Source organism: Pedobacter sp. 05T44, assembly GCF_056395985.1.
In genome coordinates this window covers 110,724-137,599 of record NZ_JBFTKO010000011.1, presented here as the reverse complement: position 1 = coordinate 137,599, position 26,876 = coordinate 110,724, and the positions used below count along the sequence as shown (strand labels likewise).

Below are 26,876 nucleotides of genomic sequence, written 5' to 3'. Positions count from 1 at the left end.
TATGGGACTTGATTATACGGTTTATATAAAATTTAAATTAAAAAATAGGAGAACATAAACGATGACACTAGTAAAATTTAACAACAGAACCAGAAACACCGCACCTTACTTTAACAATGTATTTGACTCTTTGTTTAGTGAAGCCATAAATAAAAACTTAACGATTAACAAAGTGCCGGGCGTAAACATTTTAGAAACCGAAACCGAGTATAAAATTGAAATCGCTGCGCCGGGTTTAACTAAAGAAGATTTTCAAATCAACTTAAAAAAAGACACACTTTCTGTTTGGGCCGAGAAAAAAACAAGCGAAACAGAAGAGAAAAAAGATTACACACGCAGAGAGTTTGATTACTTCTCATTTGCCAGATCCTTTGTATTACCTGAAAGCGTAAATGCAGATAACATTACTGCTGAATATGTGAACGGGATTTTAAATATCACGATTGGAAAAGACGAAGTGAAATCTCAAAACAAAGAAATTAAAGTTTCATAATTAGGTTAGAGTTTGGTTTTTTTAGGTAGATAAGGGTGCGCCGGAGGGTGYACCCTTTCTTTTTGCGGTGCGCTTATTACTTAAATATTTTCTTACGGGAATATCATAAACTACCATTATCAGGTATGCTGCCCCGGTAAGTAGAATTAGTCCGGCAACAATTATCAACGTAAGTTGCATGGAGCTTACCTTATGACTGGTGTAGTAATTCCCGAACATCCACAACACGGCATAATGTGTCATGTATAATGGATAAGAAATCTTACCTGAAAAGACACAAAACTTTTTAAGGCCAGGAGCCAATATAGCACCTGCACCCAACGCGATCAGCAATGGGAAATAAAATAGTACGATGAAAGGTTCGGATAACCAATTCCATTTTGAGGATGGCATTAAAAAGGCCAGAAACAATAATATGGCCAGGCTAATAAATCCCAGCTTGTTCTTGATGATCCAGTTGGAACGGTAAATAAGCAATCCTGCTAAAAAAGAATATGATATCCGGGCAGCCCCATCCCAAAAGGTTGGACCGCTCCAACCACCCAATAAATTTCCTGAGCGATAACTGACCAGGCAAATCGCTGTCGCTGCAAGTATGGTTAACAATAGCAGATAGCTACGTTTAATGTTATAAAGTACAAATGCGTAAACGACATTAGCTATATATTCCCAAAATAAAGACCATGATGGTGCATTGAAGCTGAACAGGTTAAATCCACGATCTTCTATTATAGGCAAGGGGATAAGCAATAACGAACACAAAAACGTAAGGATGATCTTACCAGTATTATACAATTCTGGATGACCTCCAAATGGATCGAACAAAAACGCCAGCAAGCCTAATATCGATCCGGCTATAACTAGCGGGTGCAACCTGATAATCCTTGATTTAAAAAACTCGAGAACTCCCATTTTTCCTATACGATCGTCGTAGGCATACCCTATTACAAATCCAGAAAGGCAGAAGAAGAAATCGACAGCTAAAAAACCGTGCCCAATAAAGTTCTGGCCAGGATCGGTGTAAGCCCACTCCATAAAATGAAATATTACAACGGCCCATGCAGCAATGCCCCTCAATCCGTCGAGAATTTCAAAGTGCTGTTTTGTTTGAAGAATTGTGGTGGTGGTTTTGTTCGTATCCATTTATTATGTATCCTGCCAGGCTAAATTTATGCGGCAATAGCCTCTGATTTGTTAGTGCGCCAAGATATTTAAAATTAATAGCCCAGCCAAATTTACAACGAGCCGAACAGAATAATTATGCAACACCTATCTAATGCCCGTGAATTTAGGAGCAGATTCTCTTTTGATAAAGAGCAACAAAACTGCATGTTCCCTAAACAGGGAAAGGCTGCTAAAGAATAACCAAGCTCTCAGGAAGGCCGCTAATGAATAAATAAGTAAGCAGCTTTGCATTTTTACCCGTTTCAATCAGTCTGCACACTAGCTTATGTATCGCCATTAGTTGTTTTTGTGCTCTGATGAGCAGCGTTGAGTTTGCGTCATCTGGCCGGACTGACCGCAAGATCAATTCCAGATATTGGGAAACACTTGCCAACGTAGTTTTAAACTCCTGGCTGGCCAGGTCGGTGAATTCTTGCTCATTTATACTAAGTTCTTTTACTTGCTCAAGTAGCTTCAGCAATTGAAGCTCCGCGTCTTTTTGTTCAGCTATGCCTATAAGCGTGTTAACGGCTCCGCACAGCTGGCCCTGATCGTTAAATAAAAGAACCGGATGCTCAAATACACTTTTTCTGGAACCATCAGGACGTTCAAGGGTGGTTTCGGTCCCGTTAGCCTGTGAACCTTCGCTCAATGCTACTGCCATTGGGCAGCTGTCAAGTGCCATGGGTTCGCCATTAGTATAAAAAACCTTCCGCGATCCACACCAAAGATCCTTGTTTAGCTCAGGTTCCCTTCCCCAAAGCATCGCTGCAGCCTGATTGTAGGAGGTAATGTATCCTGAAGAGTCGCAGGTATATACTGCAACAGGCAGCCGCTCAAAAAGTTCAACTGCAAGCGGGCCTGGCCCGAATATGGTCTTGGATTGTGTGCTCGAAAGCTCCGAGTGCATGGCATTTGTTCTCATAATTAAATTTAACTTTTACAAAACTAATTACCAACTATTCCGGCAATTCGTCACTCGATAATTACAAAAATTACAAAGCGACTCACAGAATTTCTCACAAATATTAAACAATTGCCAGGGTCCCTTTCGGAATTAAGGGGCAACTGTTTCTATTGGCGGAACATCCCCTTCATTTTTATCCTGACCGGGTTCAGTATTTTCGGAATCAGCATCTTCAGTGCCGCTGGCATCAGATTTATCTTTCTCCTGAATATCTTCCGGACTGTCTTTTTGATCAGCTTGAGAGGCGTCCTCAGTACTCGGAGGAATGACTTTTCGGTCATTAGGAGTCCCTTCCTTTTCTGTGTCCGGAGTTACTGTTTCAATTTGTGCCCCTGCGTCTTCAGTTGGTTTGGGATGTATATTATCATGATCTTTGTCTGTACTGCTGCTAAAATTTTCCATTTTTCTTTTTTTTAGTATAAGATTAACAATTGCAGCACTCACATGTTTGGCTTCTTTCAATAAAAGCTTTTGATCAGATGATTAAATGTTTACTATAGGCCTAGGTATTTCGCAGGTGATCCCTGCTTAGTTTAAATTCGTAAATTGCAAGCAGTATGCAAGAGCACACCAAAGAACATTACAATAGACTTGTGCGGCACATCGAACGCCGGATCGGTCTCGACAGCCAGGAGAAGGATTATATTTGCTCGTTCTTTAAGATACGTAAGTTACTTCCCAAACAATACTTGCTTGCACAAGGAGAGCTATGCCGTTATGAGAGCTATGTATCTGAAGGCTTTCTCCGGTCCTTTTATGTAGATAGCAGGGGTGATGAGCACACCTTGCATTTCGCTCTGGAAGACTGGTGGATATCGGATTTGACCAGCTTTTTAAAGCAACAGCCAGCAAGCCGGAATATCATTAGCCTTGAGGGGTCTGTGCTGCTGCAGATAGACCTGGAGGGCCGGGAGAGATTGATGGAGAACGTACCGAAAACGGAACGTTTCTGGCGGATATTAAATGAAAGTTCCAGTATGGCCCAAGATCAGCGTTTGCTGAATTCCATCAGCATGTCGGGCAAAGAAAGGTATCTTGCGTTGTTGGATCTTTATCCACATATCGAACAAAGGCTACCTCAAAAGCATATTGCTTCATTTCTGGGCATCACACCTGTATTTTTGAGCCAGATACGGAAAGAGATTGCTAAAAAATAAAAGAAACGGAGACAACGTCTCCGTTGACTTACATGCTTACTTCCAGGTCGCAGCATTATCGGCAACTGCAATTGCTTCTATTTCAATAAGGGCATCTTTGGAAAATAGAGAAGAGACTTCCATAATTGTATCAGCAGGGTATGGCTCGCAGAAGTATCTGCCGCGGAGCTCTACTATCTTTTCAAAATTGGCCATATCACGCAGCAATATGGTTACCTTGACAAGGTTCTTAAAACTTGAGCCACCTGCTGTGAGTACCTTTTCAAGGTTCTCAAAGGTTTTTTTTGCCTGCGCATCAAAGTCGCCCAGACCGATCAGCTTGCCGTCATCATCAATAGCGGTCTGGCCCGAAATAAATAGCAAATCTCCCACAAGATGTCCCTGAGCCAAGCGGAAAGGAGCATAGGTGTCAGGTGTAATTTTAATTTGTGAAATTTCCATTTTCTTCTGTTTGTTACTCATCATTCCATTATGTTAATTACCAATAAAGGTAGTTTTGCTTAAACTGTCCTCCATTAAACTATTTTAATAAATGGCATTAAACTATTTTAACATGTAGTGTCAGGTCGCTTTGTTTAAAAGACCTGTTAACTTTCTTTGGTTGAGAAGGTGTGATATGCTTAACTTTATTGGGTATGACACKACAAAAAAGCAGACTGATTCTTTTTCTTCCGGCTATAATTTTAATCCTAAATGAATTGGTCCGGACTTTTTTAAGGCCAATCTATGGACGAAAAGAATATGGATTAGTTAGCGAAACATTAGGATGGTTACCTAATTTTCTTGCACCGTTAGCTTTTATGTCAATTGCAATAGTAATAATTATTCTAGTGGAAGGCTCATCTGATAAACTCGTTTCAAAGAAATCCAAACTATTATTGTTATTTGCATTTGCCATCACCGGCTTAACAGGATTTCTTGTACACGAAATAACACAAAAGGGAACCGGCCTTACATTTGATGTCAATGATATTTATGCAACCATAGCAGGAGTGTTTTTTGGGGCCTATTTATTCTATATTATTCTTTTAAATAAGAAACGTAAATCAGCTCCGCGATTACAATAGCTATTATACCTGTTTAATTTTTATTTAGCTTGATGAGCAGCGATCTGATATAAATCCCCGCCGGAGTAAGCATTTCCTGTGACCAACGTCCCGATATCGGGGCACCGGGTAAAAGCAGCGCAGTGGTCTCTTTTTTATCGGTCAGGTTCCAATTTGCGGAACTTAGTTTATGCTGTTCCATCCAATTCACCCACTTGTCACTTTTTTGTACATCAAACACTCCATTTCCATTCGCTTCTCCAACACCCCATTCCGTTACCATAATTGGTAGCTCAAGACCAAGTGCTAAATTTGCTTTGTTCATAAGTTTATCCTGATGATCAGGATCGGATGCATAGAAATGAAATGAATAAGCAATATTCTTGAAGCCTTTTATGGGATCTTTGGCTGCGATATGAATGTCCTGATCCCAGTTAGGGCTACCTATCACAATAATGTTTTCTTTGTCATTTTTACGTATTTCAGCTATAACTTCTAATGCATAGTCCTTCACCACTTTCCACTCTACACGCTCAGGCTCATTCCATATTTCGTATATAATATTAGGAACCCCTGAATATTTTGCCGACATCTTTTTAAAAAAGGATTTTGCTTCGTTTATGTTCACATTGGCATGATGATCGTGCCAATCTATTAAAACATATATACCTTCTTTGATCGCCGCATCAACAACTGCTGTAATGAGTCTTTCTTGTCCATCAGGATCTTTCAAATACCCACTATCTGGTTCAACAGCCATAGCAACACGCAATAAGCTGATCTTGAAATCTTTCTTTAGCCAGGTTACAACTTCCGGGTTATAATATTTTCTTCCTCCCCATGCGCTCCACGATAAACTTATTCCTCTCAATTGAGGTGGTTTGTTGTGGCTATTCAAAATTTTACCATCTCGAACTTTTAAAGCGCCATGTAAATTCACTGCATTAGCGGACTGTGCCTTGCAAAATGTTACTGACCAAAATAAAAGCATCACTATTCCTGAAATTTTGATCGTACAATGTTTATTTGCTGCCATATAGGTATTTTATGAAGTCACAAGTTAGCCATTTACCGGGATCCTTTTGATAAAAAAATGGTTATGGAATGTTAACAGCAGTAAACTATTTGGTAGAGTTATTGCACTATGTAATTAAATCTAAATTTTCATTATGCTATTATCCATAGATTGGTCCGGATTCCTCATTGGCAAAGAGAACTGGGAGTTCATGATTGAAATATCCATCCGAACACTTGTGATGTATTTTATCATCCTTTTTGGTTTGAGATTATTGGGGAAACGTGGTGTACGACAGCTTTCAGTTTTTGAACTGGTAGTAATTATAAGTTTGGGCTCTGCTGCCGGTGATCCGATGTTTTACAAGGAGATTGGCTTATTAGTTCCGGTAATCATTTTTGCTGTAATTGTTGGTGCCTACAGACTGACCACCTATTTAATGGCAAAAAGTAAAAAACTCGATGACCTTATAGAAGGAAAGTGTGTTCACTTAATTAAAAATGGGGAGTTCTCAATTGAAGAATTCGGTAAGGAAGGACTTGCTTACGACGAGTTTTTTTCAGAATTAAGGCAGCAAAGCATTTCTCACTTGGGCCAAGTTGAGACAGCGATATTGGAAACCTCGGGCAATATTAGCATCTATTATTATCCGGACGAAGAGGTAAAGTATGGTCTACCAATACTACCTGTGTTATTTGAACTAAGTATGGTTAAGATCCAAAAGGCAGGAAAGTATGCCTGCTCATACTGCGGTAACGTAGAAGAACTTCCCGTGACTTCAATGCATAAATGTAAAAAATGCCAACGCAAACAATGGGTGAAAGCCATTAACAGCCGAAGGATAAAATAGGAGATATGGAACCGAAAGATAAAAAAGACTGGCGTTTCAGCCTCCATGAGATCATTTATGAATCCAATACGCGGGCAGGTAAAGCTTTTGACGTCGGATTGTTAATAGCAATTTTCACCAGTATCATAGTGGTTATGCTCGATAGCGTTGAACACATTCACCGACAGTATGGAACACTATTTAATCGCATAGAATGGGTATTTTGTGCCTTGTTTACCATTGAATACATTTTACGTCTTGTCAGTATCAGACGACCTGTTAAATACGTATTCAGCCTGTTGGGTATCATAGATTTGATCGCGCTTTTACCCTCGTATTTAAGTATTTTCTTTATTGGCGCCCAATCCTTATTGGTGTTCAGGGCCTTACGACTCCTGAGAGTATTCAGAATATTTAAGCTCGGGCATTTTTTAACAGAAATCAATTTTCTTACTCAGGCGCTCAAGGATAGCATTCGGAAAATCAGCATCTTTTTATTGACTGTACTTACCCTCACTATAATCCTGGGATCAATCATGTATCTTGTTGAAAAACGAGAAAACGGGTTTTCAAATATTCCTGAAAGCATCTATTGGGCGATAGTTACAATTACTACAGTAGGATATGGCGATATTTCACCTGTTACCCCAATGGGGAAATTCGTTGCTTCTATAGTCATGCTTACTGGTTACGCGATAATTGCAGTGCCTACAGGTATCATCACCCATGATCTGGCTCTGGCAGCACGAAAGAAAAAGCATAAATATGAATCATGCCCAAACTGCGGTAAAGAGGGGCATGATAGTGATGCACTATTCTGTAAGTATTGCGGCTCCTCTTTATATAAATAGCTTTGCTTATACCTGCGAATATGCGGTGAGAACCAGAAAGGTATAATGATTGTGGTTTTAGGTTAAACTAGTTTCAAACCTAAAGAGAACGCAGCAGCACTGATAATCAAATAGCAGTTTTATGGTATTTTGATGTAATTTCAATGGCTGCAGGCCTTCTTAATAAACCTTTATACTATATTAGGGCAAGACAGTTTATAAATTTTCATTTTATTTATCATTTCCAATCTATGCGTTCTGCGATCTCTTCTTCAATAATTTGTTTAACGCTCTTAATGAATTTGTTATACGGATGTCGATTATCCAACAAAAACATTTCAGGAAAACATTTTATGACTCTTTTTGATGGCAGAACTTTTAATGGCTGGGAAGGCGACACCATTAAAACCTGGCAGATTAAGGACGGTGTAATAACTGGCGGATCTTTATCTCAGGAAGTTCCCGAAAACGATTTCCTGGTAACTTCAAACATTTATAGCGATTTTAAATTACGTCTGAAATTTAAGTTAACGGGTAACCAGGGATTTGTAAATGCAGGCGTGCAATTCAGGAGTCAAAGATTAACTAATCCACCTAATGAAATGAAAGGTTATCAGGGTGATATCGGTGCTGGTTATTGGGCAAGCCTGTATGATGAATCCCGTAGAAATATAACCTTAGCTATGCCAGATTCTACACTGATTGCAAAAACCCTTAAACCAGACGACTGGAATGATTTTGAGATTCTTGCCGAAGGCAACCGGATCCGTATTTTTTTGAATGGCCATCAGACGATAGATTACAAAGAAACAGACCCTAATATTCCACAATCCGGTTATATAGGGCTGCAGATCCATGGTGGTGGTAAAGCGATTGTCTGTTATAAAGATATCCTGATTGAAAAGTTACGCTAAAGTAGTCTTGATGTATTGGAAGAAGGGACTTTATGCTTATCTTATTAATATGAAAAATCCAGACAAGATCAGGGAACGTATATTTAACCTAATCATTTACCTAAAAGAGAATCTATGAGCTATGAAATATTATTTATTCAGGGTGCCGGGAATGTATCAACATCGCAGGAGCAAGTAATTATAGATGCGCTGAGGAATAATCTTGGCGATAAATTTACAATTACATATCCACCAATGCCGGATACTGAACATCCTGCCTTCCTGGATTGGGAAGCAGTTTTAGAAACCAGTCTCAATAGTTTGTCAGGTAAGGTTATTCTCCTTGGTCATTCCTTAGGAGGCTCCATTATATTGAAATATTTTACCAGACAGCCTGTGCCAGACAAAGTAATAGGAATGATCCTATTTGGCGTTCCTTATTGGAAGGATCAGAATTGGGATGTCTCTGAATATGCAATAGAAGATGATCTGCTAAGTAAGCTCAGCACACTGGATAATATTTATTTTTATCACTCAGTAGACGATGAAGTGATCCCTAATCACCAATTTAAATCCTACCGAAAGTTAATTCCCAGAGGGCATTGGAGAGTATTGTCTGGTGTGGATCATTCCTATCATGGTGCAATCCCAGATATGATTAACGATATACAGGATTTGGCCGACGATACCAAAGAGAAATGATTAAGAAGCCTGCACAAATGAATGCGCAGGCCGAATACCAGTATTAAAACAATTAATTAATGACCTAGGTATAGCCCAGTATTTTAAGTACCTGTTTACTATTTTGCTCTTCTCCGAAAACTTCGAAGTTGAATGTTTCATCTCTGTTTCTACGTATAATAACATGTTTAGGACTAGGCAATAAACAGTGATGGATACCACCATAACCACTTAGCACTTCCTGGTAAGCTCCGGTATTAAAGAAACCCAGATATTGTACTTTACGTGTTTTAGGCATAAATACGCTATTCATGTGCGCTTCCTGGTTGTAGTAATCCTGTCCGTCGCAGGTAATCCCGCCTAAATTTACCCTTTCATATTCTGCATCCCAGTTGTTTACCGKAAGTAAAATATATTTCTGGTTCAATGCCCAAACATCAGGAAGATTTGTAATAAATGAACCATCAAGCATTAGCCACTTTTCTCTATCGTTTTGTTGTTTACGACCTAATACTTTGTACAAAATACCCGAAGCCTCTGCAACAGTGTACTTTCCAAATTCGGTAATAATATCTGGTTCAACAACATCATGCTCAGCACAAATCTCTTTAATCCTTTTTACGATCTCATTTACCATGTATTCGTAATCGAAATCGAATACCAATGAATCTTTAAATGGCATACCACCACCAATATCTAAAGTATCCAGTTCCGGATTAATCTTTTTGAACTTACAGTAAAGGGTAACGTATTTTTCTAATTCATTCCAATAATAAGGAGAATCGGTAATACCCGAATTGATAAAGAAGTGTAACAGTTTTACCCTGAAATTTGGATTAGCAGAGATTTTGTTGTTGTAAAACTCGATTACATCTTCTAGCCGAACGCCTAATCTTGAAGTATAGAATTGCGAATCGGGTTGTTCCTCAGCTGCAATCCGGATACCAAGATTACATGGCGTATCCAATTCAACCTCATCATCAAAAAGATTAAATTCTTCTTTATTATCTAAAACCGGGATGATGTTTTTATATCCATCATGCAACATATCGATAATATATTGCTTGTATTGATACGTTTTAAAACCGTTACATATTACGGTTATGTCTTTTGTTAAAGCGCCTTTTTTCTCTAATGCCTCAATCATTGGCATATCAAAAGCAGATGAAGTTTCTAAGTGAATGCCATTTTTAAGTGCCTCTTCTACAATGTGACGGAAGTGAGAACTTTTGGTGCAATAACAATACTTATAATCTCCGCGATAGTTGTTCTTGATGATAGCCGTCTGGAACAACAACTTGGCTTGCTGGATCTTTTTACTAATCAAAGGGAGGTAAGTAAAACGTAATGGCGTACCATAGGTTTCAATCATTTCCATTAGATTTAGATCTTGAAAATATAATTCGTCGTCTATAACGCTGAAACCTTCCTGAGGAAAACCAACACTTAGATCAAGAAATTCGGAGTAACTCTGCATTTTTTATATTTTTGAACTATTATTTATAGGGTTTGGCAAATTAAAATGAGTTAATTTTGTTGCCAAAGATAAACACTTTATAAAATACACCCGTATTTTTTTTATGACTAAGACTTTAAAAATTATTGAAGTAAAATCAGAGATCGGCGCCGGTACACGTGGAGCGAGTTTGGGAGTAGATGCAATCAAGATTGCCGCGCTGGACTTTGGCAGTCGTTTCTTTAAAAAACATAAAACTGTGGAGGTTCCAAATGAGAACCATTTACTGCTTGAAACCACCGGCAGTCCGTTTGCCAAGCGTATCTCTGGTATTTTGACTATGGTAGAGCGGGTAAGCGATGAGGTAAATGCCACACTAAATAAAAATGAGTTTCCAATAGTACTTGCCGGTGATCATAGCACAGCAGCAGGTACTATTGCGGGTATTAAAGCTGCTTTTCCAAAGTCTAAGTTAGGGGTAATTTGGATTGATGCACATGCTGATATCCATTCGCCATACACTACGCCGTCTGGAAACATGCACGGAATGCCACTTGCCATGGCCCTTGATGAAGACAATACGGAGTCGAAAGTTAACAAGCTCGATCAGGAAACTATTAATTACTGGTATCAGCTTAAGAATGTAGGCAATATTGCTCCAAAAATTAATTATCGTGACTTGGTATTGATTTCTGCAAGGGATATGGAGAAACCTGAGGAATACTTGCTTAAAAAAAATAAAGTCAAAATATTTACTACAGCCGAGTTAAGAAAAAGAGGAGTAGAGCGAACTGTTATTGAAACACTTAAGTATCTGGATCATTGCAACATGATCTATGTTTCCTTTGATGTAGATTCACTTGATCCTACGGCATCAAGAGGAACAGGAACTCCTGTTGCCCAGGGTTTAACAGAGCGTGAAGCTGGTAATTTAATGTCGAGGCTAATTACTAATCAAAAGGTTTGTTGCTTCGAGATTGTAGAGGTAAATCCGACATTGGATAAGGAAAATCAAATGGCAGAACATGCTTTTGAGATTTTAATTAAAGCCACCAATGCTTTTAGAAACGAATAAAAACGCTCCAAAATAAAATAAGAACATGAATATTGAACAACATATAGTAACTGCCACTATAGCAGCAGTAAAGCAATTATACGATCAGGACATTCCTGAAAACCAGATTAACCTGCAAGACACTAGAAGCGAGTTTGAAGGACAAATAACAATAGTGGTGTTCCCTGTAGTTAGGTTTTCTAAAAAATCACCTGAGGCAACGGCGAATGAACTAGGTGAATATCTAGTAGCTAACGTACAGGATGTTACGGCTTTTAATGTAATTAAAGGTTTCTTGAATTTAACCATTGCCGATTCCTACTGGTTAAACTTATTCAATAAGGAACTGCTAAGTCCTCAGTTCGGATCTATAAAACCTAATGGTCAAAAGGTAATGGTAGAATATTCTTCACCAAATACCAATAAACCATTACACCTAGGTCACGTAAGAAATAACCTGTTAGGTTACTCTGTAGCTGAGCTACTTAAAGCTGATGGTTATGAGGTAATTAAAGTAAACCTGGTGAACGATAGAGGTATCCACATCTGTAAATCTATGCTCGCCTGGCAAAGATGGGGGAACGGCGAAACTCCTGAAAGCTCTTTCCTAAAAGGAGATCACCTTGTGGGTAAATATTATGTGATTTTTGACAAGGAGTATAAGAAAGAAATTGATAGGTTAAAGACTGAAGGACAAACTGAAGAGGAAGCAAAAAAGAATTCCCCACTAATTATTGAGGCTCAAAAAATGCTTCAGGACTGGGAAGCTGGCGATTCAGAGGTTATTGATCTTTGGAAAAAGATGAATGGCTGGGTTTATGAAGGCTTTGACGTAACCTACAAGAATCTGGGAGTAGATTTTGATAAATACTATTACGAAAGTAATACTTATTTATTAGGCAAGGACACTGTTGATGAGGGACTTGAAAATGGTGTTTTCTTTAAAAAACCTGATGGTTCTGTATGGATTGATTTAACTGCTGATGGTTTAGACCAGAAGTTGGTTTTACGTGCTGATGGAACTTCCGTTTATATAACCCAGGATTTGGGCACAGCTCAAATGAAGTATGATGATTTTAAAATGGATCAGTCAATTTATGTAGTTGGTAATGAACAGGACTATCATTTCAAGGTGTTGTTTTTAATACTTGAAAAATTAGGAAAATCATGGGCTAAAGGCTTACATCACTTATCGTATGGGATGGTCGATTTACCTAGTGGTAAAATGAAATCCAGAGAAGGAACTGTGGTCGACGCTGACGATCTGATTGCTGAAATGGTGGCTACAGCCAAGCAAAAGACTGAAGTATTGGGTAAAGTGAATAATTTTTCTGAGGAAGAAAAAGAAGCTTTATATAACCAAATAGGATTAGGCGCATTGAAGTATTTTCTTTTAAAGGTGGAGCCTAAAAAACGCTTGTTGTTTGATCCATCTGAATCTATTGATTTTCAAGGGAACACGGGGCCGTTTATTCAATACACTCATGCACGTATAAAATCGTTACTGAACAAGGGAGGTTATTCTACAGAAGTTAATGCTCCTGAAGTTGCGATTACTGCTACAGAATTGGAGATGATTATGTTATTATCTAAATACCCATCGGAAATCTCAGCAGCCGCAAAGGCTTATAGTCCGGCTACTTTAGCGAACTATCTTTATGAAGTTGCCAAGATGTTCAATAAGTTCTACCATGAAGTTCCGCCAATTGTAAAAGAGGAAGATAGCGCTGTTAAACAACACCGCCTGAATTTAAGTTCTGTTACTGCCAGCATTCTTAAAACAGGAATGAATATACTTGGCATAACCGTACCAGAAAGAATGTAAAGATTTGTTTTAACATAACACGCTCATTACTAAATCAGTATTGAGCGTGTTATGTTAAAAATTGGCTACAAAGCTGTCTATATAGCCCGCACGTTTGATCATCCAGGCTCTCATCTTCTGGTAGTCTGTGGTAAAGTCTCCACTGCCAGTTCCCCATTTGGCAAAATCTCGCTTCTTAGAAGCCTCAATGGTAGTTGCATATTTATTTAGATAGGTCATCAGTTCTGGCATTTTTACTGACTTAAAGGCAATCCATTTTTGCTTAAACAGTATTTTTACCTTCGGATCGCTTAGCAGTCGCTTAAAAAACACGGTGCCAACCGAAGAAGAGTTCCATAAAAGTGCATTATCGTATTTCTCAAAGTGTGTACCTGTGCCTTCAAATCCAAAGGCCCAGTCAAAGTCCCATAAAGGTCCGAAGCTGTACTTTCCACCTTTCGGTTTGTATATATAAAGGCTTTTTGGATGGTTGAGCTCTTCATTATCTGTCAAGTTACAGACGATAAACAAATTGACAAGTGAATTGATATCTAAGTAGTCGGTATAATTATTACCTGGAAATGTTGAAGAAGCGATTGCATTCTCCATGACTTGAAATTCATTTTTTAGCACTGAAACTCCGCTCTCTGAACTGAGCTCAGGATATTTGACCATTACCGGCAGGTTATAATTGGTTGATTTGAATTTCCATGGCTCATCATAATAGGTATCTAGCTCTAATAGGGTGCCACCATCTTCAATATTTACCCGGTTTTTTCCAACGGCTACCTGCTCTGTAAATGCATAACTTCCCATATACGTATTGTTTATGGTCAGCTCTACGGGAATAATATTATTGGTGTAAGGCATCTCTAGTAGCTGTCCCGTTTTCATTGCCACTGCATTGAACATCAAGGTCGGATCCAAGTAGTTTGCCAGAAGTACCCAATCTTTTTCTTCAGCCAAACCTAGCAATGCGGCTTTCTTATCCAGCTTTAAACGATATGGTTTTTTCGGAAATCCCCATGTAGAATTCCCCCGACCTTTTATTTTGGTGGTTCCTGAATAGTCCTCAAATCCACCAAGACCTTCAATTTTTATTGTTGCTTGCAAATAGTCCTCTTTGGATACAATCGGAGCATTACCAAAAGTTTCAATGTAAATATGGGGAACGGAGGCTTCCCAGTCTACTGTGATCAGGTATTCCGCGTTTGTACCGTACTTAGAGGTCAAGGTATATTTTACCGGCTGACTGAAGTCGACAATTGTTTTACCACTTTCCTGCTTTACGCCATCTATACTTACTAGAATAGCCTCAGTCGAAAATGTGGCGATTAGTTTCCTTTTTTGATACATTAAACTGGCACTAACCTTACTACTGACTATATTAAAGTTAACGTCACTGGAAAGATCTGGATTGTTTGCCTTTAAAAACGAAAAAGTCTTGAGTATAAGACCGATATCATCGACTTCCTTAATAGTCACCGAATAGGTCTTCTCAGAGCCATCTTCTGCGGTAACCAAGTATTTTACAGGTTTTGAGAAGTCCTGTACAGAAATATTTGACTGCTGTGCCTTCCCGTTTACGCTTACACTTTTTCCCGTGGTCGTAAATGTTGCCTTAAGGCTGCTTATATTCAAGCCCTTTGTAACACTAAGTACAATGCTGTTCTCGCTTATTTCACTGCCAATATCTATTTTAATGGCACCAGGGTTATAGATTACTTCAATTTTAAATGTCGTTATTTCCTTAGCGGCGCTAAGCGGAATATCCTTTTTTTTACAACCTGCTGCAATACCCAGCACAAGAAAAAGCAACACTACTTTTTTGGTTAAGTGGTTCATTTGTTTATCCCTATCAATAAAAATATTACACAATAATACTTTTATTTTTCTGTTCCTGCCTTAACCGTTATCGTTTTCTTTTTCCTGAAGCTGGCGAAACTCATCGGACTCTTGGCCGGACGTTCATCTCCCAATAATACACCCCATTGTTTAAACATCACAGTCCGGTCGAAAATGACCTTCAATACTGCAATAACCGGAAGAGAAAGAAACATCCCCGATACACCTGCAATGCTTCCACCAATGATTACACCTAAGATAGCAAACAAAGCATTTATCTTCACTTTTGACCCTACAATTCTAGGCATCAGTATATTGTTGTCCAAAAACTGAACTATTGCAATCACAATCAGTACAGTAAGCACCGGCCACAGTTCGGTAGACGATGTAAGCGTTAACAGAACACCAATAATATTACCTACCAACGCGCCAACATAAGGGATTAAATTCAGGATGGCAAAGATCACCCCGATAAGCAATGCATGCTTAATTCCCACAAAAAACAGAATGCCACCCAATAAGATCGTCATATAGCTGACCTGGATTAACAGGCCCACCAGGTAACTTTTGATGATTACTTCTGTCTCAAAAATAGCCTCTTTTACCTTTGGATGGTGTTCTGGCTTAAACCACATAAATATAAAACGAAGTAAAATAWCTTTGTAGAACAGCATCAAGTAAATATAAATAGGTAACAGGCCAACAAAAACGAATACAGAGCTTAAAGTAACTGCAGCCCCGCTTGCCGCCTTACCGGCCATCCCCAAAAGATCGTCACTTTTTTCGGTAATAAACTTAAGCTGCTCTGTTGTAGAGATATGACTAATGTTACTTATCCAATTACTTAAAGACTTCAGGTGTATGTTTACATTGTTCTTGATCTGCGGAAAATCATCTACTAGAATACCTATCTGGGAAGAGAAAAACCATACAATAAGACCGATCAGGATCACCAGCAATAAAATAGGGAGAATAATGGCAACCGCTTCAGGAAGTTTTCTTCTAATAAGAAAACGATAAATTGGCAGCACGACAATGCTGATGAAAAAAGCCATAATTACCGGCATAATAATGTTGTTGCCGACTACTAAGATCGCTACTAATAAAACCAGACCCAATAATTCGATTGATCGTTTTACGGTAAGAGGCATGTCTGTCATAGGTAAAGTATTTAGATTTTTCAATGAGTAACACTGAAAGGTATGAAATGTTTGGCTAGTTTTGCAAATCTATACATACACAGAACAAATGATCACAAACGAAACCATAGTTGCTTTATCTACACCGCCAGGAGTGGGCGCAATAGGTGTTATACGTCTTTCAGGCAAAGATTCAATAGCTATTACAAACTCGGTTTTTAGTGGTAAAAATTTGCTGGATCAGGAATCTCACACCATACACTTTGGTTTAATTAAAGATGGAAATGCAGTTATAGATGAGGTTCTAGTGAGTTTATTTGTTGCTCCAAAATCATATACAAAGGAAAACGTTGTCGAAATATCTTGTCATGGTTCTAATTATATCATTCAGCAGATTATCACGCTTTTGATAAAGAAAGGTGCCAGTGCGGCAAAACCTGGTGAATTTACTTTAAGGGCATTTTTAAATGGAGGACTGGATTTATCTCAGGCTGAAGCTGTCGCTGATTTAATTTCTTCAGATTCAGCTGCTGCTCATCAGGTAGCTATGAATCAACTAAGAGGTGGTTTTAGTACTGAACTTAATGTATTGCGCGAACAATTGATTCACTTTGCTTCTATGATTGAACTTGAGCTTGATTTTGCTGAGGAAGACGTTGAGTTTGCTAATAGAGATCAATTGCAGGAACTGATTGCCAAAATTACTATTGTATTAAATAAACTAATCCGCTCTTTTGAGCTTGGGAATGTTATAAAGCAGGGAATTAACACAGTAATAGCGGGCAGGCCAAATGCAGGTAAATCGACCCTACTAAATGCACTTTTAAATGAAGACAGAGCAATTGTTAGTGAGATAGCCGGAACAACTCGTGACACTATTGAGGAGCTTTTAAATATCAACGGCATCAACTTTAGATTGATCGATACTGCTGGTATCCGTGAAGCCACTGATACTATTGAGGCTATTGGGGTTGAAAAAACCATGCAAAAGATTAGTCAGTCGGCATTGTTAGTGTATTTGTTTGATGTGGTTAATACCTCGGCCACCGAAATTCATGATGATATTGCCCGCTTACATAAACCTGGCATACCTTTTTTAGCTGTCGCTAATAAAATGGATCTTTCTTATAGCGACCGGTTAAAGGAGCTTAATCTTCCTTCAGATATCCAGTTTATTGCCATCTCGGCTAAAGAGAATCAACAGATTGAGGAACTGAAACAATTGCTTTACGACACTGCAGTAGGAGATAAGCTCTCAGATAACCATACCATGGTCACCAATATCAGGCACGTAGAGGCATTACAAAAAACTCAGGCAGCGTTAAATAGTGTAGCTAATGGTTTGGATAATCCAGTTACTTCTGACTTTTTAGCAATGGATATTAAACAAGCATTACATTATTTAGGAGAGATAACCGGTCAGGTTACTACCGATGATTTGCTTGAGAACATATTCAGTAAGTTTTGCATTGGAAAATAATCGATGATAATTACTGCATAATTACGCTAAGTAATGACAAGTATATGGCTTATTGTTTATAAGTTATGTGACTAAACATTGCAAAAAACATTACCGGCATAATTAAAGAGGATTGTCAAAGTCCAAAGCATTTCAAAAGCGATTGGGAGTAACAGTTGAACACAAGTCAGATTAAATATTGAAGTTATTGAAAATGGGGTTATTTGAATCTGAAATCACGGCCTATTATCGAGCTTTCAGATCTCTCTGAAAACTTTAGGAAGTGTCAGTTTTGCAATAGTTCCCATCCCTTCATTACTTTGTTTATTGCGAAGTTCGAACTGGGCTGGGTGTTCATGGTTCATGACATTAAAGATTTCAATCCGTTCTTTTATGGAGGCGATACCGATGGATTGGCCTTTGATAGCTGAGAAAGTTTTGATTTTTTTGGCTTCAACCATGCCGATCCCATTGTCTGAAACAGTAAAAAGCAGGGTATTTTCGGTTTGTTCCAGGCTTACTGTGATGGCATTATTTTCGGCTGTTGAATTCCGCATACCATGATGTATGGCATTTTCAATTAGTGGCTGTACCAGCATGGGAGGTAGGAGTAACCTGGAAAGATCAATAGAAGACTCTGTATAAAATGAACAGCTAAATTGCTTGTTGAAACGCATCACTTCCAGTTCGGCATACAACCGGAGTGCTTTCCATTCCCTGTCGGCCGAAACCATGCTCTGGGTAGAGTTCTCTAAGATCAGCCTGCTCAGTGCGGCAAACTTTTGTACCAGGCTGCCGGCAGTTTTTGAATCGTTTTCAACGATATAGGATTCAATTGAATTCAGTACATTAAATATGAAATGTGGGTTCATCTGCGCCCTGATTGCTTTTAATTCACTTTCTGATAGTTTATTCTGATTGATCAGTTCTTTGTTCTGCTGTTCTGCCTTTTTTCGCTGCATTTCATTTTTTAAGCGCAGGTGCCTGATCCGGGAACGGTTCAGCAAATAGAGTAAAACTGAACTGATCAGTAGGATGGCCAATGCGCCAGAGAGGTAAGCTGTCTCATTTGCAGTTTTGAGAGTTGCTGCTGTTGTTTGTAGGTTTCTTCTTTTTTCCGAAAAGCATATTGTGCCTCCAGTGATGCAATTTTGTTTTTGCTTTCCTGTGAGTACAGCGAATCGGTAATCTGTCTGGATCTTTTGTAGTTCTGAAGTGCGTCCTGATATTGACCATTATTTTCCTGCAGTAGTGCTAGCTCTGCAGAAAAATAGCCTAAATTATCCCGATCCCCAACCTGCTTGCTGGCAGTCAATGCTTTTTTTTAAACAGAACTCCGCTTTTTGAGCGACCTTGGGGTTTTTGGTTTTAAAGAAGAGCCGGGTATAGTACTTCTATCCTGACGATGTGGTAATCATGGTATGTGAAGCAAAACAAGAGTATCATGATATGGAGATAAATTGCCAGCTTGACGGATCCTACATTTTAGGCAGGGTTTTTTGGCTTGCGCTGAAGCTTCATTGCGGGTTTGATCAGACCGCTGGGAACACAGCTTGTTTTATCTGCGCGCTCTGGTAAAGCTCTGTCTACCTCAAGTGGATGCTTTTCCTGCTCTAATCGATTTGGTCAGGTAGATCAGTCTTTGATCTTTTGCTATGATTTCACTCTAGGCTGCTTGATGTTCTCTGTCTTCGGGCATGATGAGTTTTCCCATTTTTGAGGAATGCCTTATAGCTATCACCGCTTTCCCGCTTTTGGAACTTGCTTGTCCAGTCTATAATTGTTGCATAACCGCCTTTAAACGATATCTCCAAATGCCTGGTCGTTTTTTTATCCACCCATAAGCCTTCATAATGCCTTTCCGTCTGTTTGGGTTTAGACGACTGTGCCGGGCAGGTTCCATTTAACGCTAACAGGACCATGAAAAGGATAAAGGAATTGATATAGGTTGCCATCTGATTGTTCTTTAGTAGATTATTGCTGTTTGCCTGAACTCACCCATTAGGGTGTAGAGCTCTTCAGTTGACACCAGGCAACAGTTTTTAATCGCAATACAGTAGGTCGCCACTACTCATTTGGCCAATTACCTGGTCTGCATATTCCTTCTTGATAATATATATAAATGCTTTAAGATAAGTTTCCTTCTTTCCCTGTTTTACGGTGTGCTGGTTCTTATCAGTACCAACTTTCAAAGCATTGCTATCATCTTCACTTACCACACAATATTTAATGATCCTGTCTTTTAATTGCCAGGTATAAATATCAAATGGTTTAATGAACTCACCCTTAGTTTTAGCTGCCTTCCCATATTTGTCATTAAATAGCTGCACAAAGCTTTGAGTTTCTTTCAAAGAGATCTTCCCAGCAACMGCGTTGAAAACCATCAGTTTCCCGGTTACCGTTGTGGCAAAATTGATGGCATTAAATTCAAAATCACCGAATCTTGCAATGACATCTTCGTAAGAAAACATTTGCTGTTTATAGTCAATTCTTATGGGTTGCTCGCTTCCTATTAATTCGCCATCTGAAACAGTGTCCGCGCCAATTATTTCAGATTTTATTTGATAATAATTAGTATAAGTTTTGTACTTGTTTTTGTCCGATACAAACGTTGATACCTTGCTGTTCAGGTTAAAGTCTTCCAGTTCTATAGCGGGTTCCTTTTTACAACCTATCAGCAAAAGCGCTAAAAGTAACAATCGGTATTGTTTTATCATTTCAATAGGGTTATGTCTGTTATTTTTATTTCGTTCCTGTAAAGATTTTAAATACATTAATTGTTAATGCCCGTTTGGTTCATCATGAAACAGAAGACATCGTCGACAATTTAGCCATTATTTATCTATTCTATAATATAGTCACAAGACCATTGCAAATTCATGTCACCGCTGAGTGGCCCGAATATTTACCACCCTTTGATAAGTTTTAAATGGGCAGAAGACTGCTTGTTACCTGAACATTCCATCCCGAAAGGTTAGCATATTTCTTTTTCCACTGAAAACAGATTCGTTTTTAGTTTCGTTAACCTCCGGATAACTGATGGTTTTATCCTGAGGATTGTAAATCATAGCCATTTGCACCCTAAGTTTCTCTTTATCCTGATCCTCTTTAACTATGGCGGAGGCAAACAATTGGGTTTTGAGTGCTCTCGCCAATTTAAACAGCGGTTTGTCGATGCTAAATTTGGAGTGATTGATCACTAAAGCGTGGCTTACGCTATAAGACTCTGTACCGCTCATTTGCCCATGCCCTGTAAGCAAATAAGTCTTTTGAGGTGAGATATTTAAGCTATATACATGTTCAAAAAACGGTGTGGGGCTTCCTTCATCACCTTTATCCTCTTAGAGATCATTAAATAAAACCGTAGTTACGATGTTATTTTTACCCTGGTACTGAACAATATTCTGCACATGCCACATCGTTCCGGAATAAGGAGAAAGTCAGTAAAACAGCCTAAGTTTATGGTCATCGGCAGTTATTACGTTAATTTCGTACTGCTTAAGGCTGGCAAAATCGTTCTGAAAGCTACCTGGCTGCTTTAATGCCTCTCCAAGGGCTTTAATGAATCTTTCTTCAGCCCCTGTACTTCCATCATTTAAATAGCTTTCTCTGGAAGCGGACATACCAGCGGCCAATTCTTCAAGCTCAGTTATTTTAGCGGGAATCGAATCTATCTTGTTTTGTTTAACTGAATGAAGGGTTTCCGTTGCACTAAGCTGCTTCTCATCATGCTTTGCTCCACAGGAAAACAGGAGGAATGCCAGAGAAAAAAATAAGGTGCGCGTTGTTTTCATGCTATTGTACAACTATATGAATTAATCTATAGTTTTGTATTTCAAAAACTCTTCCTCGCTAATTAATTCTCCATTTTTGTAGAAATTGTCTGTATACACGCCGGATTGCGAAAATACTTTATAATTAACCAAATTCGGTAATAATTACTCAGCAATATTTTATAATCATGGAAAGAAAACAACCTTTTTGCATTGCCATAGGAGAAAATCTTATCATCGCAATTTTGAATGATGAACTTGCAGAATTGCAAGATTATGCCATGGATGCAGGCGATGCATTGTGGTATATTATGGGGACGGATGCTTGGCTTGAATTGCAAACAAATGGAGGCAGATCCGCACTTGTGGCCAGAAGCTACGACAAAACTTATTTTACTTGTTTTGTAGGTGATGAAATCGTTGAAAAAATAAAACACCTTGAGGAGAGTGGCATTATTGTCCTTTCGTCAAATGTAGAATTGAGACCGGAAGAACTATTGAAAGACTTTAAAGAAGATTCAAGTCTTGATGATATTGGTTACTGGATTGAAGACAAGAGCAAAAAGAATGGTGTGGATATCGGAGGCCTTATATTTTGTTATTACTCATTAGAGGCAAGAAAAAGGCTTCATGGAAACGATTATATCGATTGATAATTGGCTGCTTGGTCTATTTATACCCTTAGTCTTATTTCAGATCGTCAAGGACTTTCCCTATTCGCGTATTAATCTGTTGCATTTGTGGTGAATAGCTATTTATTCCTTGCTCCGGGTTCTGAGCGATTAGTTCACAAGTTTTTATTCTTAGTCTGCAATATTTGATGAGCGTTTGGTTACGCAGGTGTAACCGGTTAGAGAGGTTCATTTTATCCAATTCGGTGATCAATTCAATACCATTGCTCCATGCTGATTTTCCGTGTTGCAGTGCCCGAACTAGTTCTTCCCCCGTATTGTTTTCCTGTCCCCTTAGTACTTTTAATGCATCGGTATCGATTTTATAAAATTCCTGGATCTGCTTCTGATAGGTGACCTTGTCACTATTGGCTAGGTTAACGTAAATTACCGCTGAAACAAGCATGACAACAGTTACCGACAATATCGGTGTAAGCCATTTTAACAAGACTTCACCTGGTTTCTGCAAAGCCGGGTAATAAGCGTATCCGATCATCAGGCCGGCAAGTAGTCCCCCCAGGTGTGCTGCGTTATCTATTCCGCCTTTGAAACTGCCGAATACTAAATTGTAAACCACAAATAGGCCGATGTTTGTTAGCAAACCTTTACGCATGGAACTCTCGATGTGATTTGTGCTTAACAGCGCAAGGAATACCCCATATAATCCGAAGATAGCGCCTGAGGCGCCAGCACTCACAGTATTGTCATGCCACCAAAGGCTGATCACACTTGCAAAAATGCCGGCCAGGAGGTATGCTGTGATGAATTTTACCCTTCCCAGAAACGGTTCTAAAAATAACCCTACAAAAGCAAGCGCGTACGTATTTAGTAGCAAGTGGATGAAACCGAAGTGAATAAAGCAGCTCGTAATTAATCTCCACCACTGACCCCCGAGCGTATAAATGGTTGCGTTCGCTCCCCATGTGGTCATGCTGGCAGCATCAGGTTCGAATACAGCTACACCCGAACATACCATGATGAGGTAGATTAAAATATTGAGTACAATTAGAATAGGGGTAAAGAAATAGCCTTTTGCCGGTTTAAAAAAGGATAGCAACCCGCCGAAAAAATGAAATTTCGGTCTGATATCAGGCTTTAAAGTATCTTCGTAAGCGGGAACAAAATCTTTTTTATAGATTTTATATTTTTCACGCACTTCATCTTCGCTGATCTCTGATTTCAACTTTTCAAATGAGAAAATAAATGCATGTACCGCGGCTTCGCTGCGTCCGTAGTCATTCAGCAGATTGGATATGGTGACACATTGCACCATGGCACCAGACTCGTTTAATTTAACAGTGATTTCTCCGTTCCAGGAATGCTCGCCATTATCGGTGTAAGCAATGACACCGGCATCTGAGATAAATCTGATGCGCCAACCGAGATATTTAACCGTTTCAAGTGCAATCACCAAAAATTGCTTGTCAGTCAGCTCATTCTTAGATAAGTGTTGCTCAATTTTCATATTTCGGTGGTAGTTTTTCTGCCGGCCAGTTCAAAATAACTCCCCGGTTGTTTGATCAAAGGTATCATGACAGGTATTAAAGTCCTGCATATTATACGTTGGGCGARATATAATAATTTTTTGGGGCATAGCCACCAAGGCTGATCAGCTGCTAGTCCGGGCAGAACAGTGGGAGCGCTCTCATATTTATTTCTATTGAAGGTGATATGTTTCACATAAAAACGGAGAAAAGAAGTCTATCTTAGACAAGAGTTTGAAAGAAAATATACGAAGAAATAGCATGAACGAGGGAATTAAAGCCAGAAAGCCAATCTTAATTGCTGGCGTGGTTATTTTAACCATCTGCTTATGCTTCATTTTCCCATTCGAGTACAATCGAACAAACTACATAACAGATCTGAAATTTACTTTTTTATCCCTGACTGTAGCCATGTTTACATTAATGTTTGGCTTAATGGGAAAGCATTTTTATAAAGGATTACTTTTTCTAATCTGCAGTGCCTTATTCAGTTTTATCGTTTGGTTTTTCTTATATCCAGCGGGATGGCTCTCACCTGTAGTGGCGGTTTGGGGAGGCATTCCATCCGGGGTTATAGCCGGACTATTATTTCTGCTATTAAATTTTGAGTTCATAAAAGATGAAAACCGATATAGATTATTCTTTAAAAGGTTGATTTCCTACTTGGTGATTTTAGGTATCGTTTCTTTTTTATTTGACAAAGGTGGAGATTGGATTTTTGATATTTCGGAGTATCTTAAGTCTAGAAAGTAGCCTGTTTTTAGCATCTCTAGGACATTACAGTTAGATAAATAATCACTAAATTGCCTCATAGTGCTCTTGCTGGAGTCATTTAACATCTTGGATAGGCATAGACACCAAGATGACAAATTTGATATGGAATCTATCAGGATCAGGAATTTAGGATAAACTTTAATGCTAAGTAAAGCAACAAATTATGACAGTAGATGAAATTTACCAAAGCATTGCAAAAAACATAAGCGGCGTTATTAAAGAGGATTGGCAAAATGCGGTCCTACGACTGGAGGTGCTGGACGGCATGGTCAGCAACACCGGTGTTTATTATGATGCAAAAGGCCATGAAAAGCAATTGGATGTCGAGGAGTTTGATTTCCAATTGACATTCGACATCCTGGAGCTCCACCAAATCACGACAGAAGGTAACGGTAGCAAGTGGAACGGGGCAGTTTATGAATTATCTTCTGAGGGCAAATTCGATATGGAGTTTATATGGGATCAGGATTTTCAGGACGAAGTCGAACGTTTAGCAAAAGATTGATGATGACCATAGACGAAATTTATTTAAACATAGCACAAAGCATTTCAAATGCTATCGAGGATGCTAATTGGGCAGAGGCAAAATTAGATATTGAAGTTGTCGCAAATGGAGTTGTCGCTTATACAGGCGACTATCAGGTTAATAACACAACAATTGATCTTTCTGTCAGAAAAATTCCACGGGATGTCAGAAATTGGCTCAGGGAATTACACAGCGTAACAACGAGTGGTGGCAATAATAAATGGAACAGGGCTATCTTTTCATTAACACCAGATGGTAAATTCAATATTGAATTTATTTGGGATCAGGATCTGCACGATGAAATCGAACGTTTAGCAAAGTCATGATTTCACGTGGTTGCATGTTTTGTTTGGTTGCCAATAGCGTTAGCAACTACTGAAATGGTATAAAAAACACCGGCAATTCTTTTCCATTTTTTGCAAATAACAACAGCGCATACCAACTTTTCCTGTCCGTAGAGTCATATCTGTTTTCAGTCTTAGTACCGGGATTACCCGAATTATCAATAAAAATTCCAGCTCTCATATCAATGGGTTGATGCATAAAGCTAGGTTATATTTCCGAACAATTGATTAATTCGACATGGGTAAATAGAAATATATTATATTAGTTGTCAACATTACAGTCTAAATTACTACCGATGATTTTCGACAAATCTGAAATGTTACTTATTTTTAATAAGTTGTTGTTTTATAGTGTCTTATAATTTGTGTATTGGTAAGTAATCACTAAAAACTACTGCATTCCTCTTACCGATGATTTAGTGGAACAAAGAAATCGCAAGGAGCAGGTGAATGGTTTTATCTGCGGGCTTTGGTAAAGATCTGTCTATCCCAGGCGGATGCTTTTCCTGCTCCAATCGATTTAGTTAGGTATATCAGCGTTTGATCGTTTGATATGATTTCACCGTAGGCTGCATGATGTCCTATGTCTTCCGGCATGATGAGTTTTCCATTTTTTAGGAATGCCTTATAGCTATCACCGCTTTCCCGCTTTTGGAACTTGCCCGTCCAGTCAATAATTGTTGCATAACCGTCTTTAAAAGATATCTCCAAATGCCTGCTCGTTTTTTTATCCAGCCATAACCCTTCGAAATGCTTTCCCGCCTGCTTCGATTTGGAGGACTGTGCCGGGCTGTTCCCGTTTGCTAGTAACAGGACCACGAAAAGGACAAAGGAATTGATATATATTGCCATCTGATTTTTCTTTAGTAGACTACACTGTTTCTAACTTAGTTTGTGAAATTAATGTTACCGGTTAGCCAGCTTTTCATAATTTTAATAACCACTGGCATCACCACCCATGTCAATATGCCGACCATGAGCGTTGCGGTTAGCAGCAACCGGAATGGAGCGGGCAGACCTATAAGTAACCAACCAGTAGCGTAATACAGAAAAAGGCTCGTTGGAAATACACCGCACAGAGTAGCAATGGCCATCTTCCATCTTGGTGGTGGATTTGGTGAACGAAACCAAGCCTCCAGACCCGTCAATTGTCTGTAGACAGCTGGTTCGGTAAGGGTGGAAGCATAAGCTTCCCACTTGTTGAACTGCTCTGAATTATAGAATGCGTCACGTTCTTTTTCGTCTTTAAATGTTCTTAATATACCAATTTCATTACTATACGCTCCTGGAAAGGAGGAGATGACTGCGGCTCCTTGCACGCCATCGTGAATAAACGATTGCCCAAGAAAATTCCGCAGAGATTCTTTAAATTCCTGTTCTTTTCCAGGAAGGATTTTTCGGGTAATTGCAACATGTATGGCCATAGTTTCTGATAGGTTACTAATTTAAAGATTTACTTTTATTCAACAAGT

Annotated in this window: 32 protein-coding genes; 14 read left to right on the top strand and 18 right to left on the bottom strand. The window is 38.9% G+C overall.

The window, feature by feature from the left end:
* Positions 1-61 precede the first annotated feature (61 nt).
* A complete protein-coding gene (locus AC1DDK_RS17445; protein ID WP_172662785.1) occupies positions 62-493 on the top strand; it encodes an Hsp20/alpha crystallin family protein in 432 nt (143 codons plus the stop codon).
* Positions 494-514: 21 nt separating this feature from the next.
* Here AC1DDK_RS17445 and AC1DDK_RS17440 read toward each other — a convergent pair whose 3' ends face one another.
* The 3 genes from AC1DDK_RS17440 to AC1DDK_RS17430 form a co-directional block, all read right to left on the bottom strand.
* The gene (locus tag AC1DDK_RS17440) at positions 515-1,636 is read right to left on the bottom strand and encodes an acyltransferase family protein (RefSeq protein ID WP_477634000.1); all 1,122 of its coding nucleotides are present in this window, start codon (positions 1,634-1,636) and stop codon (positions 515-517) included.
* A 211-nt stretch (positions 1,637-1,847) separates the two neighbouring features.
* On the bottom strand, positions 1,848-2,582 hold the full coding sequence (locus tag AC1DDK_RS17435) for a hypothetical protein (RefSeq protein WP_288881783.1): 735 nt from the start codon (positions 2,580-2,582) through the stop codon (positions 1,848-1,850).
* A gap of 132 nt (positions 2,583-2,714) precedes the next feature.
* Entirely contained in the window at positions 2,715-3,026 is a 312-nt protein-coding gene (locus AC1DDK_RS17430) for a hypothetical protein (RefSeq protein WP_172662788.1), read from the bottom strand.
* 191 nt (positions 3,027-3,217) lie between these two features.
* Between AC1DDK_RS17430 and AC1DDK_RS17425 the strand changes: the two genes are divergently transcribed.
* Entirely contained in the window at positions 3,218-3,781 is a 564-nt protein-coding gene (locus AC1DDK_RS17425) for a Crp/Fnr family transcriptional regulator (RefSeq protein WP_337716115.1), read from the top strand.
* Between the two features lie 36 nt (positions 3,782-3,817).
* Here AC1DDK_RS17425 and AC1DDK_RS17420 read toward each other — a convergent pair whose 3' ends face one another.
* Entirely contained in the window at positions 3,818-4,222 is a 405-nt protein-coding gene (locus AC1DDK_RS17420) for a RidA family protein (RefSeq protein WP_337716117.1), read from the bottom strand.
* Between the two features lie 194 nt (positions 4,223-4,416).
* Between AC1DDK_RS17420 and AC1DDK_RS17415 the strand changes: the two genes are divergently transcribed.
* Positions 4,417-4,848 carry a hypothetical protein gene (locus AC1DDK_RS17415; RefSeq protein WP_477633999.1) on the top strand — a complete coding sequence of 144 codons (432 nt, stop codon included), beginning with the start codon at positions 4,417-4,419 and terminating at the stop codon, positions 4,846-4,848.
* A 13-nt stretch (positions 4,849-4,861) separates the two neighbouring features.
* Here AC1DDK_RS17415 and AC1DDK_RS17410 read toward each other — a convergent pair whose 3' ends face one another.
* Positions 4,862-5,863: a glycoside hydrolase family 5 protein gene (locus AC1DDK_RS17410; RefSeq protein ID WP_337716121.1), complete on the bottom strand. Its 1,002-nt coding sequence runs from the start codon at positions 5,861-5,863 to the stop codon at positions 4,862-4,864.
* Positions 5,864-5,996: 133 nt separating this feature from the next.
* On the opposite strand from AC1DDK_RS17410, the gene AC1DDK_RS17405 reads away from it, so the two are divergent.
* The 4 genes from AC1DDK_RS17405 to AC1DDK_RS17390 all read left to right on the top strand — a co-directional run bounded on the left by AC1DDK_RS17405 (position 5,997) and on the right by AC1DDK_RS17390 (position 9,096).
* Complete coding sequence (locus AC1DDK_RS17405; RefSeq protein ID WP_337716122.1) at positions 5,997-6,692, top strand: DUF421 domain-containing protein; 696 nt, start codon at positions 5,997-5,999, stop codon at positions 6,690-6,692.
* Between the two features lie 5 nt (positions 6,693-6,697).
* Positions 6,698-7,522, top strand: a complete 825-nt coding sequence (locus tag AC1DDK_RS17400; protein WP_337716124.1) for an ion transporter — start codon at positions 6,698-6,700, stop codon at positions 7,520-7,522.
* Positions 7,523-7,797: 275 nt separating this feature from the next.
* A complete protein-coding gene (locus AC1DDK_RS17395) occupies positions 7,798-8,415 on the top strand; it encodes a 3-keto-disaccharide hydrolase (protein WP_337716126.1) in 618 nt (205 codons plus the stop codon).
* A 114-nt stretch (positions 8,416-8,529) separates the two neighbouring features.
* Entirely contained in the window at positions 8,530-9,096 is a 567-nt protein-coding gene (locus AC1DDK_RS17390) for an alpha/beta hydrolase (protein WP_172662794.1), read from the top strand.
* Positions 9,097-9,160: 64 nt separating this feature from the next.
* Here AC1DDK_RS17390 and AC1DDK_RS17385 read toward each other — a convergent pair whose 3' ends face one another.
* A complete protein-coding gene (locus AC1DDK_RS17385) occupies positions 9,161-10,552 on the bottom strand; it encodes an arginine decarboxylase (protein ID WP_477633998.1) in 1,392 nt (463 codons plus the stop codon).
* Positions 10,553-10,655: 103 nt separating this feature from the next.
* Between AC1DDK_RS17385 and rocF the strand changes: the two genes are divergently transcribed.
* On the top strand, positions 10,656-11,606 hold the full coding sequence (gene rocF, locus AC1DDK_RS17380; RefSeq protein ID WP_172662795.1) for an arginase: 951 nt from the start codon (positions 10,656-10,658) through the stop codon (positions 11,604-11,606).
* A gap of 25 nt (positions 11,607-11,631) precedes the next feature.
* Positions 11,632-13,410 (top strand): arginine--tRNA ligase, encoded by a 1,779-nt coding sequence (gene argS / locus AC1DDK_RS17375; protein ID WP_172662796.1) that lies wholly within the window; start codon positions 11,632-11,634, stop codon positions 13,408-13,410.
* Between the two features lie 54 nt (positions 13,411-13,464).
* Here the strand turns inward: argS and AC1DDK_RS17370 are convergent, their stop codons facing one another.
* Together AC1DDK_RS17370 and AC1DDK_RS17365 are read right to left on the bottom strand one after the other, a co-directional pair.
* Positions 13,465-15,234: a CotH kinase family protein gene (locus AC1DDK_RS17370; RefSeq protein ID WP_337716128.1), complete on the bottom strand. Its 1,770-nt coding sequence runs from the start codon at positions 15,232-15,234 to the stop codon at positions 13,465-13,467.
* Between the two features lie 41 nt (positions 15,235-15,275).
* The gene (locus AC1DDK_RS17365) at positions 15,276-16,394 is read right to left on the bottom strand and encodes an AI-2E family transporter (RefSeq protein WP_477633997.1); all 1,119 of its coding nucleotides are present in this window, start codon (positions 16,392-16,394) and stop codon (positions 15,276-15,278) included.
* Between the two features lie 88 nt (positions 16,395-16,482).
* On the opposite strand from AC1DDK_RS17365, the gene mnmE reads away from it, so the two are divergent.
* Complete coding sequence (mnmE, locus tag AC1DDK_RS17360) at positions 16,483-17,853, top strand: tRNA uridine-5-carboxymethylaminomethyl(34) synthesis GTPase MnmE (protein WP_337716130.1); 1,371 nt, start codon at positions 16,483-16,485, stop codon at positions 17,851-17,853.
* Positions 17,854-18,089: 236 nt separating this feature from the next.
* Here the strand turns inward: mnmE and AC1DDK_RS17355 are convergent, their stop codons facing one another.
* The 6 genes from AC1DDK_RS17355 to AC1DDK_RS17330 form a co-directional block, all read right to left on the bottom strand.
* Complete coding sequence (locus AC1DDK_RS17355) at positions 18,090-18,794, bottom strand: sensor histidine kinase (protein WP_337716132.1); 705 nt, start codon at positions 18,792-18,794, stop codon at positions 18,090-18,092.
* Between the two features lie 65 nt (positions 18,795-18,859).
* Positions 18,860-19,147 carry a hypothetical protein gene (locus tag AC1DDK_RS17350; RefSeq protein ID WP_172662801.1) on the bottom strand — a complete coding sequence of 96 codons (288 nt, stop codon included), beginning with the start codon at positions 19,145-19,147 and terminating at the stop codon, positions 18,860-18,862.
* A gap of 346 nt (positions 19,148-19,493) precedes the next feature.
* The gene (locus AC1DDK_RS17345; RefSeq protein WP_337716134.1) at positions 19,494-19,787 is read right to left on the bottom strand and encodes a hypothetical protein; all 294 of its coding nucleotides are present in this window, start codon (positions 19,785-19,787) and stop codon (positions 19,494-19,496) included.
* Positions 19,788-19,874: 87 nt separating this feature from the next.
* Complete coding sequence (locus AC1DDK_RS17340) at positions 19,875-20,549, bottom strand: hypothetical protein (protein ID WP_172662803.1); 675 nt, start codon at positions 20,547-20,549, stop codon at positions 19,875-19,877.
* Positions 20,550-20,780: 231 nt separating this feature from the next.
* Positions 20,781-21,071: a hypothetical protein gene (locus tag AC1DDK_RS17335; RefSeq protein WP_337716135.1), complete on the bottom strand. Its 291-nt coding sequence runs from the start codon at positions 21,069-21,071 to the stop codon at positions 20,781-20,783.
* 201 nt (positions 21,072-21,272) lie between these two features.
* On the bottom strand, positions 21,273-21,626 hold the full coding sequence (locus AC1DDK_RS17330) for a hypothetical protein (protein WP_337716137.1): 354 nt from the start codon (positions 21,624-21,626) through the stop codon (positions 21,273-21,275).
* Between the two features lie 167 nt (positions 21,627-21,793).
* Between AC1DDK_RS17330 and AC1DDK_RS17325 the strand changes: the two genes are divergently transcribed.
* Complete coding sequence (locus AC1DDK_RS17325; RefSeq protein ID WP_337716140.1) at positions 21,794-22,258, top strand: hypothetical protein; 465 nt, start codon at positions 21,794-21,796, stop codon at positions 22,256-22,258.
* Positions 22,259-22,292: 34 nt separating this feature from the next.
* Here the strand turns inward: AC1DDK_RS17325 and AC1DDK_RS17320 are convergent, their stop codons facing one another.
* Entirely contained in the window at positions 22,293-23,741 is a 1,449-nt protein-coding gene (locus AC1DDK_RS17320; protein ID WP_337716142.1) for a rhomboid family intramembrane serine protease, read from the bottom strand.
* A 253-nt stretch (positions 23,742-23,994) separates the two neighbouring features.
* On the opposite strand from AC1DDK_RS17320, the gene AC1DDK_RS17315 reads away from it, so the two are divergent.
* The 3 genes from AC1DDK_RS17315 (at position 23,995) to AC1DDK_RS17305 (ending at position 25,386) form a co-directional block, all read left to right on the top strand.
* Positions 23,995-24,513 carry a hypothetical protein gene (locus tag AC1DDK_RS17315; RefSeq protein ID WP_172662808.1) on the top strand — a complete coding sequence of 173 codons (519 nt, stop codon included), beginning with the start codon at positions 23,995-23,997 and terminating at the stop codon, positions 24,511-24,513.
* Positions 24,514-24,697: 184 nt separating this feature from the next.
* On the top strand, positions 24,698-25,039 hold the full coding sequence (locus tag AC1DDK_RS17310; protein ID WP_172662809.1) for an immunity protein YezG family protein: 342 nt from the start codon (positions 24,698-24,700) through the stop codon (positions 25,037-25,039).
* Positions 25,039-25,386 carry a hypothetical protein gene (locus AC1DDK_RS17305; RefSeq protein ID WP_172662810.1) on the top strand — a complete coding sequence of 116 codons (348 nt, stop codon included), beginning with the start codon at positions 25,039-25,041 and terminating at the stop codon, positions 25,384-25,386. Before AC1DDK_RS17310 ends, AC1DDK_RS17305 begins: the two co-directional genes overlap by 1 nt.
* Before the next feature lie 46 nt (positions 25,387-25,432).
* Here the strand turns inward: AC1DDK_RS17305 and AC1DDK_RS17300 are convergent, their stop codons facing one another.
* The 3 genes from AC1DDK_RS17300 to AC1DDK_RS17290 form a co-directional block, all read right to left on the bottom strand.
* Positions 25,433-25,585: a hypothetical protein gene (locus AC1DDK_RS17300; protein ID WP_216854471.1), complete on the bottom strand. Its 153-nt coding sequence runs from the start codon at positions 25,583-25,585 to the stop codon at positions 25,433-25,435.
* 275 nt (positions 25,586-25,860) lie between these two features.
* A complete protein-coding gene (locus AC1DDK_RS17295; RefSeq protein ID WP_172662812.1) occupies positions 25,861-26,256 on the bottom strand; it encodes a hypothetical protein in 396 nt (131 codons plus the stop codon).
* Between the two features lie 35 nt (positions 26,257-26,291).
* Positions 26,292-26,828: a putative antibiotic biosynthesis monooxygenase gene (locus tag AC1DDK_RS17290; RefSeq protein ID WP_288884315.1), complete on the bottom strand. Its 537-nt coding sequence runs from the start codon at positions 26,826-26,828 to the stop codon at positions 26,292-26,294.
* Positions 26,829-26,876 lie beyond the last annotated feature (48 nt).

Excerpts from the sequence above, each read along its gene's own strand:
- AC1DDK_RS17445 (WP_172662785.1), top strand. The coding sequence starts at position 62 with ATGACACTAGTAAAATTTAACAACAGAACCAGAAACACCGCACCTTAC.
- AC1DDK_RS17435 (WP_288881783.1), bottom strand. The coding sequence starts at position 2,582 with ATGAGAACAAATGCCATGCACTCGGAGCTTTCGAGCACACAATCCAAG.
- AC1DDK_RS17430 (WP_172662788.1), bottom strand. The coding sequence starts at position 3,026 with ATGGAAAATTTTAGCAGCAGTACAGACAAAGATCATGATAATATACAT.
- AC1DDK_RS17420 (WP_337716117.1), bottom strand. The coding sequence starts at position 4,222 with ATGGAAATTTCACAAATTAAAATTACACCTGACACCTATGCTCCTTTC.
- AC1DDK_RS17410 (WP_337716121.1), bottom strand. The coding sequence starts at position 5,863 with ATGGCAGCAAATAAACATTGTACGATCAAAATTTCAGGAATAGTGATG.
- AC1DDK_RS17405 (WP_337716122.1), top strand. The coding sequence starts at position 5,997 with ATGCTATTATCCATAGATTGGTCCGGATTCCTCATTGGCAAAGAGAAC.
- AC1DDK_RS17400 (WP_337716124.1), top strand. The coding sequence starts at position 6,698 with ATGGAACCGAAAGATAAAAAAGACTGGCGTTTCAGCCTCCATGAGATC.
- AC1DDK_RS17395 (WP_337716126.1), top strand. The coding sequence starts at position 7,798 with ATGAATTTGTTATACGGATGTCGATTATCCAACAAAAACATTTCAGGA.
- AC1DDK_RS17390 (WP_172662794.1), top strand. The coding sequence starts at position 8,530 with ATGAGCTATGAAATATTATTTATTCAGGGTGCCGGGAATGTATCAACA.
- rocF (WP_172662795.1), top strand. The coding sequence starts at position 10,656 with ATGACTAAGACTTTAAAAATTATTGAAGTAAAATCAGAGATCGGCGCC.
- argS (WP_172662796.1), top strand. The coding sequence starts at position 11,632 with ATGAATATTGAACAACATATAGTAACTGCCACTATAGCAGCAGTAAAG.
- AC1DDK_RS17370 (WP_337716128.1), bottom strand. The coding sequence starts at position 15,234 with ATGAACCACTTAACCAAAAAAGTAGTGTTGCTTTTTCTTGTGCTGGGT.
- mnmE (WP_337716130.1), top strand. The coding sequence starts at position 16,483 with ATGATCACAAACGAAACCATAGTTGCTTTATCTACACCGCCAGGAGTG.
- AC1DDK_RS17355 (WP_337716132.1), bottom strand. The coding sequence starts at position 18,794 with ATGCAGCGAAAAAAGGCAGAACAGCAGAACAAAGAACTGATCAATCAG.
- AC1DDK_RS17345 (WP_337716134.1), bottom strand. The coding sequence starts at position 19,787 with ATGGCAACCTATATCAATTCCTTTATCCTTTTCATGGTCCTGTTAGCG.
- AC1DDK_RS17335 (WP_337716135.1), bottom strand. The coding sequence starts at position 21,071 with ATGAGCGGTACAGAGTCTTATAGCGTAAGCCACGCTTTAGTGATCAAT.
- AC1DDK_RS17330 (WP_337716137.1), bottom strand. The coding sequence starts at position 21,626 with ATGAAAACAACGCGCACCTTATTTTTTTCTCTGGCATTCCTCCTGTTT.
- AC1DDK_RS17325 (WP_337716140.1), top strand. The coding sequence starts at position 21,794 with ATGGAAAGAAAACAACCTTTTTGCATTGCCATAGGAGAAAATCTTATC.
- AC1DDK_RS17320 (WP_337716142.1), bottom strand. The coding sequence starts at position 23,741 with ATGAAAATTGAGCAACACTTATCTAAGAATGAGCTGACTGACAAGCAA.
- AC1DDK_RS17310 (WP_172662809.1), top strand. The coding sequence starts at position 24,698 with ATGACAGTAGATGAAATTTACCAAAGCATTGCAAAAAACATAAGCGGC.
- AC1DDK_RS17305 (WP_172662810.1), top strand. The coding sequence starts at position 25,039 with ATGATGACCATAGACGAAATTTATTTAAACATAGCACAAAGCATTTCA.
- AC1DDK_RS17300 (WP_216854471.1), bottom strand. The coding sequence starts at position 25,585 with ATGAGAGCTGGAATTTTTATTGATAATTCGGGTAATCCCGGTACTAAG.
- AC1DDK_RS17295 (WP_172662812.1), bottom strand. The coding sequence starts at position 26,256 with ATGGCAATATATATCAATTCCTTTGTCCTTTTCGTGGTCCTGTTACTA.
- AC1DDK_RS17290 (WP_288884315.1), bottom strand. The coding sequence starts at position 26,828 with ATGGCCATACATGTTGCAATTACCCGAAAAATCCTTCCTGGAAAAGAA.